The following is a 5605-nucleotide window of genomic DNA, read 5'->3' as shown; positions in this document are numbered from 1 at the left end:
TAGTAGAATTCGCAGGCACAAATACTATATTATTCCCTTGATTTTGTTCTTTATTATTAACACTAGCTATTATACTAGGCCCCCTTAACCCACCACAGGAAGCGATAATAGAGAAAAAAACTAAATACTTTTTCATGATATATGTAGCATATGTTAATAGAGTAGAATTTTAAGAAATTTTATTCAAAATTTTATAAAAAAGCAAGTAATTTTATACATTATTAACTATAGTTATATTTTATTTCATTTTATCCTGAGCACAAGTATCTATCATTTGCTATTTTTTCTACTTTCATTTTTAATGATATGCTGTATTAAATCCTGGCTTAACTGCTCACTATATACCGCTACAATAGCTTTTTTATTTTTTTAGACACCCTCTTCCCTCATAAATTAGTCTATTGCTAATCTTCTTCTTTTATACCTACTGGTTAAATGCGCCTTACCAGTTTTCTTATCAACCAAATCATAAGCAGCTCATACTAACTTTTCCCCAAAAGCAACACCGGATTCGACTACTTCTTGTATGGGAATAATGTAATATTTCCGTATCGTGCATTTTTGCTTAGGTTTGCGCTAAAGCAAGTCTAGCTACATTTTCCAGCTTTTATTTTTTACCAACTTGCTTACATGCTAATAGCAGCGCTTTTAAACCTTCTTTGGGAAATCATAACGACCTAATCCGCAAGTTGACCTCATTGGGTGAATAGATACGCAAGCATGCTTTTGGTTTGCTATTACAATGGTATAAGGGTGTAAACAACATTTCTTTTGATAGCTTGAATTACAGCTTATGGAATAAAAGAGCAAAAACCTGCTATAGCTAGCATATATATAGCTGATTTACAATAAATATAATACCGAATTAACGTTCATTTTTCATCTGCTCTATCTATAAGTTGCTGATCTAACACTTTGCTGGTTCGTGCCCCTAACAATTTCATTTTTTGTGCCCTAGACACTAAACTGCCCTTGCCATCGTATAGTTTTTTAGTCGCTTCTAGGTAGTTTTTTTGTGTTAAGTCTAACTGACGACCTATATTTTTAATATCTTCCACAAAGGAAACAAATTTGTCATATAAGGCACCCCCTTGCCTAGCAATTTCTAAAGCATTTTGATTCTGATAAGCTTGTCTCCATAAATTGGAAATGATTCGCAGGGTGGCTATTAAATTTGAAGGTGATACAATAACAATATTGCGTTCGTAGGCCTCATTAAAAAGTGTAGCTGCTTCTTGAATAGCTAATGCAAAAGCTGGTTCAATAGGTATAAACATTAAAACAAAATCTAAACCTTGTAGATCATAGAGCGATTGATAGCGCCTCTCGCTTAGTGTTTTAATATGACGTCTGATGGAATGAATATGCTGCTTGAGGTGAAAAGCCTGCTCAAGCTTATCTTGGTTATTAAAAAATTGTTCATAATGATTTAAAGATACTTTGGCATCAATCACAATATTGCGGCCCTCCGGCAGATGAATGATGACATCTGGTTGAAGCCTTTGCCCATCCTCTGTGGTAATAGAAGGCTGTATAACATATTCTCTATTTTTAACCAAACCAGATTGGGCTAGAATATTTTCTAAAATAAATTCACCCCATCCCCCTTGTAGTTTTGAATCTCCTTTAAGTGCCTTGGTTAAACCTTCAGCTTCTTGCGTGATTTTAAGGTTAAGATCATGGAGCTGTTTTAATTCTGTACGTAAGGCAACATTTCGTTCCAAACCTTCTTGGTTATATTGGGTGACTTGTTGAGCGAAATGGTTAATTTTTTCGGTAAGTGGTGCGAGCAATTGCTCGATTTGATGTTGACTATGGTCTGAAAACTTTTTACTTTTTTCTTCTAATAATTCATTGGCTAAATTCTTAAAATGGATGGTCAGCTGGGCCTGGAGCTGCTCAACAGATTGCCCTTGTTCAGCTATTTTTTTTTCTAAGTAACTGTTCTGGGCAAGTGAGGCAGCTAATTCTTTACTAATTTGTAGATGTTTCTCCTGTAGGGCATTGAATTGACATTGGCTTTCCTCTAAATGTTTTTCTAGATTAGCCATGCTATTTTCTAAGGTTGCCATAGGAACTTTAGTCAGAACTTTTGCCATGAACCAGCCGATAGCTAAACCAATTAGTCCTGTAATTATACAATAGATCATAGGGGCAACAGTCAGTCTACTAAAGATTAAAGTTGCCTTTATTCAAGCAACTGAATAAAAGCAACCTATCAAGTTAATGAAGATATAACGGTTATTTTAAGTTATGCTTTTTTGCGACATAGGCCTAATTTATATGATCACGGGATGTTTTAAATTTATGGGTTAGATTAAGTTTACATTTTTTTCTTAAAGATTTAAACCACTGATTAAAAATAGTAGGTTTACCTTTCGTTAGCATTGGGATGGGCCTTGCCACTTCCATTATGATGGCTCTTTTAGGTTCTGACTTAGGTGTATGATAGGCAAAAGTTCTTTGAGGTTTAAGTGGTGGTAGTCCATTTAGGTCACTAGGTAGCGAACAAAACCTACCTAGCTTAGGCGGTAGTAGTTCATTTACAGCACCAGGCAGAGGACATATTCTGTTTTCATTATACAGTATTACATGAGTAGGCGCAGAAGTCTGCGTTATTGTTGTTTCATGAACACCCAAAGAATCAATTCTTGGTGGTGGAATAGGCCGTATTTTGATAATATTTGGGCTCTTAGGAGAATGGCATTCTAAAGTCTTGTAAGATTGACTACACCCCACTTGAGTGTTTATAAAAAGCAGGCTAGCTGCTGAAAAGATTATTTTTGAAGAGACGGATCTGTTAGGGATTGATTTGTTTTTTATTAAATGCATATATTTTATCGTTTATATTAATACTTATTGACCTTACTTTACTAGTAATTTCTCTGTATAATATGATAAAATATATTTGTTTTTACAACAGATTTAGAGGTAGTTATGGTTGCCTATTGATAAAAAATTTGTAGTGGCCAAGCTATGTAGAGCCACTACCTGAAAGCAACAAGTATTTGTTCACTTAATTGCGTCAATTTAAGGGCTATATTGTATCTATGCATGACATTGGTAAAAAATGATTTTTTAAAGCTACTTTTTGCTTGATCAAAAAGTAGCCAAAAAATCAAGCCCTGTGTAAAAAATTGCTGCCATCACTCCTTAAAGCTGGAAAAACAGCACTCACCGGCTGCGCGAGCTTCAAACACAGCTATTTTTCTATTTCAGCTGTAAGAAGTGATTCCTGATCGAAATTATTTTACAAGGGGCGTTTTTTATTTTCGTGGATAGGGTTAACACAGTGGTGAATGGATACAAAAAGTTTGTTAATAAGCTGATTTATTAAGTTGCCACGATTGCGTGAAAGCATAAAAAGAACCTACTACATTACTATTTTTTTTGCTTCTTATTTATTTTTTTTAAATTTAGTTTTTAAATTTCTATCTATAGATATATAGAATGTTTATTAATGTTAATGTTTATTGTTTTATTTAGTTGCTGTAAGTTAGCGAAAAATTTCTGATATGAAGATAAAAATTAAAGCAATAAACTAGTGCCGAAATCCTAATAATATTAAATGAATTTTCAAAAAAAAAGGCTTAGCTTACTACTTATGGCAAATATAGTAATAGGATTTTCATTTTGCCAAAAACAATCAAGTTCTACTGCCGAAAAACATAACAATGAATATAAAACAATATTAGATAAAAGCAATAAAGATAAACATCGAAAAGATGAGGATATACTTGCAAAAAATTTAAATATAGAGGAGAAAAAAAATGAAGAAAATGAGAATAGAGAGAAAAATACACGTGCAGAGGGTAAAGATATACCTAAAAAAGATTTAAATATACATACAAAAGTTTTAAATACAGGGGAGAAAGAATATACAAGTAATGAACAGATAACTACAAAAAATTTAAATACAAAGAAAAGTAACCATCTAGAGCTAGATTTAAGTAAAATAATTAATATTAAAATTCTACCTAACATTAAAATTTCAGGTCAAAAACTGTCAGAACAAGATGTTAAAGATAAATTAAAAGAGGAATACGATGAGTTAGATACTTCGAAGATTAATATTAAAATTAGTCCTTGTGATAGTAAGTATATAATAACCATTACGCCAGATACTTCTCTAAGCATAACAAAGCATTATACTGGTTATGCAGTGTGCACCGCTACTACTATTAAAGATTTAAGTGAGGTACTTAAATCTTATACTACTTTCCCAATTGAAATTAGGACTTTTAAAACAAATAATGAGGATGTTAAGGAAGACATTACAAACGGGATAATAAAGTTCTTACAGTCATTACGTATAGATGTAAGCAAACTTCACTTGCAAAAGAGTCGTTCTAAGCCAACAATAACAATTGTACCAAAACCTTCTATTGAGCATAATGAGTACACGGGCTCTGCAACGCTTACCTATGCCATAAAGAACCCGAAAACTGATTTAAGCACAATACTAAAAAATCTTACTGACTCCCCAGTTGAAATTGTAACGTTTGAAACAGATGATGAGACTTTAAAAAAAGAGATTACAGACTACGTAACAAGACTCTTACAATTACATATAGATCCAAGTCAACTTCGCTTGCAAAAGAGTCGTTCTAAGCCAACAATAACAGTTTTACCAGAACCTTCTATTGAGAACAATCAGTATACAGGCTCTGCAACGCTTACCTATACTATTATTCAGGGGGACGTAAGAAAAGATTTAAGGTATATCCTTAAGCAATATCACAATTCGCGTATTGGGATTCCAAGTCGTAGTAATAGTATAAGAGATTCAGAACAACAAATTATAGCTCACCTAAAAAACAAGTTGGCATTTACGCTCCAAAATTACAACATCACAAACAGTATAGATTTTAAAGTAGATCGCTGTAAGCAACAAATAAAAGTTTTAGCAAAGAATGATGATTGCACTGGTGAAGTAACTATAAACTATAGTATAAATTATATCGGTGATAACCTTATAAGGCAAGCATCTGAAATATTAGGTATATCTCAAGATGATGTCTTACACTTAAGCAAGGTAAAAAGGGCTTACAAGAAAAAATCTCTCGAATTGCACCCAGATAAGAATAAAAGGAATGAAAAAAAATTCAAACAATTAAATTACGTATACAAAACAATAGATGAGGCATTAAATGCCTAAAAATAAAATAAAATTTCAAACAAATCCGGCCATTGGTATTCATTAAACTCCCACTCACAGATGTAGGTTATACCTAAAAAGTATCGGTCCAGCGGTGTAGTGGCGCTAGAAAAACGTTTTTCCTAGAATAACGATAGGCTTGAATGACAATGCATACGTAAAATACATTTTTTTAGGCTATTATGACCTTCTATAAAGAAATGTAGCGCTTCAGTAAAAATTCAGTTTTTGAACCATCTGTTTTTCAGCCCCTACCCACAGAAGCAGATTATGCCTAAAGGTGTGGGTTGTACCTAAAAAAGAAACTTGATGTATCTGTTCCTGACACTGTTAAAAAATGAATTTTTTAAAGCTACTTTTTGCTTGATCAAAAAGTAGCCAAAAAATCAAGCGCTGATGAAAAAAGTTACTGAAAGCTTAGTTTACAGCTGGAAAAACAGGAACCTC

The 5605-nt window shown here is 32.9% G+C and carries 3 protein-coding genes; 1 reads left to right on the top strand and 2 read right to left on the bottom strand.

What is annotated here, in order from left to right:
- Window positions 1-872 precede the first annotated feature (872 nt).
- Both MUW74_RS00050 and MUW74_RS00045 read right to left on the bottom strand, forming a co-directional pair.
- Complete coding sequence (locus MUW74_RS00050) at window positions 873-2099, bottom strand: DNA recombination protein RmuC (RefSeq protein WP_243552997.1); 1227 nt, start codon at window positions 2097-2099, stop codon at window positions 873-875.
- Window positions 2100-2274: 175 nt separating this feature from the next.
- Entirely contained in the window at window positions 2275-2832 is a 558-nt protein-coding gene (locus tag MUW74_RS00045; protein WP_243519115.1) for a hypothetical protein, read from the bottom strand.
- Window positions 2833-3604: 772 nt separating this feature from the next.
- Here MUW74_RS00045 and MUW74_RS00040 point away from each other — a divergent pair.
- On the top strand, window positions 3605-5158 hold the full coding sequence (locus MUW74_RS00040) for a J domain-containing protein (RefSeq protein WP_243552996.1): 1554 nt from the start codon (window positions 3605-3607) through the stop codon (window positions 5156-5158).
- The last annotated feature ends 447 nt before the right edge of the window (window positions 5159-5605 follow it).

Source organism: Candidatus Cardinium sp. cBcalN2 (assembly GCF_022810445.1).
Classification (GTDB): Bacteria; Bacteroidota; Bacteroidia; order Cytophagales; family Amoebophilaceae; genus Cardinium.
The sequence above is the reverse complement of the archived record's forward strand: the minus strand, read 5'-3'. Positions and strand labels throughout refer to the sequence as shown.

Excerpts from the sequence above, each read along its gene's own strand:
- MUW74_RS00050 (WP_243552997.1), bottom strand. The coding sequence starts at position 2,099 with ATGGCAAAAGTTCTGACTAAAGTTCCTATGGCAACCTTAGAAAATAGC.
- MUW74_RS00045 (WP_243519115.1), bottom strand. The coding sequence starts at position 2,832 with ATGCATTTAATAAAAAACAAATCAATCCCTAACAGATCCGTCTCTTCA.
- MUW74_RS00040 (WP_243552996.1), top strand. The coding sequence starts at position 3,605 with ATGGCAAATATAGTAATAGGATTTTCATTTTGCCAAAAACAATCAAGT.